Annotated in this window: 1 protein-coding gene; it reads left to right on the top strand. The window is 67.5% G+C overall.

Annotated features, from left to right (window positions below; all coding sequences use genetic code 11):
- Positions 1–52: 52 nt before the first annotated feature.
- The coding region (locus AC04L7_RS18060; RefSeq protein WP_475513616.1) for a methyl-accepting chemotaxis protein at positions 53–1,721 on the top strand (1,669 nt) is incomplete at its 3' end.

The raw sequence follows: 1,721 nt of genomic DNA on the forward strand, positions 1-1,721 counted from the left end.
GACAAGCGACAAGCCCTATACCGGTCGCGCGCGCCTGTTCGGCCGCGACTACATGACCCATTACGAGCCCCTGCAGGATGCCGAAGGCAAGACCGTCGGCATCCTGTTCGTCGGCCAGAACTACGGTGACGGCCTGGCCGCACTGAAGGACAAGCTGCGCACCACGCGGCTGGGCGAAGCGGGCTACTTCTTCGTGGTCGACCTCGCGGAAGGCGAACACAACGGCATGCTGGCGGCACACCCGTCCGATCAGGAATCGCCGTACACCGCCGTGGTCGGTCCCGACTCGGTCCCGGCGATGAAGGCCCTGCTGGACCAGGACCATGGGCATGCCGTGCTCGACATCGCCCCCGCGTCCGGCGATGAAGCGGTGCCTGCACTGGTTGCGGTCAAACGGTTCGCTCCGTGGAAATGGGCCTTGGTCGCCGTGGAGCCGCGCGAAACCGTGCTCGCCTCCAGCCATGCGCTGACGATCGCCATCGTGGGCCTGTCCGTGCTGGCGCTGGCGGTAATCGGAGTGCTCACCGCGATCGGCGTGCGCCGCGTGGTGTCGCGACCGTTGCGCTCGGCCGTTGCGATCGCCGAGGATGTCGCCGCGGGCCGGCTCGACGGCCGGATCGACACCTCCCGCCAGGACGAAGTCGGCCAGTTGCTCGCCGCCATGGGGCTGATGCAGACGCAGGTGGTGTCGGTGATCGCCGCGCAGACCGAGATGACACGCCGCCACGACGAGGGCCAGATCAGCTTCCGCATCGACGACAGCGCCTTTCCCGGCGAGTACGGACGCATGGTGCGCGATACCAACACGCTGGTCGGCGCGCATGTCGCGGTGAAGATGCGCCTGATCGAGATCATGCAGCGCTACTCGGTCGGCGACCTCTCGGTGGACATGGATCGCCTGCCCGGGGAGAAGGCCGTGCTGACCGACACCATGGACGCCACCAAGGCCAACCTGTCGGCCATCAACGGCGAGATCAAGCGCCTGGCCACGGCGGCCTCGTCCGGCGACTTCAGCCAGCGCGGCGACGTGGACAAGTACCAGTACGACTTCCGCGACATGATCGACGGCCTGAACCGGCTGATGGAAACGACCGACGGCAACCTGGCCGAAGTTTCCGAGCTCCTGCAGGCCATCGCCCGCGGCGACCTCACCGCCCGCATGGAAGGCGATTTCCACGGCGTGTTCGCCCGCATGCGCGACGACGCCAATGCGACGGTCGCCCAGCTGACCGACATCGTCGGGCGCATCCAGGAAGCCTCTGGCCGCATCGACGTCGCGGCCGGCGAGATCGCGGCGGGCAACCTGGACCTGTCGCGTCGCACCGAACAGCAGGCCGCCAACCTGGAAGAAACCGCCGCATCCATGGAGGAACTGACCTCCACCGTGCGCCAGAACGCMGAATCGGCCCGCCAGGCCAACCAGTTCTCGATCACCGCGGCCGGCGTCGCGTCGCAGGGAGGCGAGGTGATCGGCAAGGTCGTCGCCACCATGACCGACATCGAGCAGTCGTCGCGGAAGATCGCCGAGATCATCTCGGTCATCGACGGCATCGCCTTCCAGACCAACATCCTGGCGCTCAATGCCGCGGTGGAAGCCGCGCGTGCGGGCGAACAGGGGCGCGGCTTCGCCGTCGTCGCCAGCGAAGTGCGTACGCTGGCCCAGCGCTCGGCCAATGCGGCCAAGGAGATCAAGGGCCTGATCGAGAACTCGGTGGAGAAGG

The sequence above is a fragment of the Pseudoxanthomonas sp. LjRoot204_2 genome, from assembly GCF_056175765.1.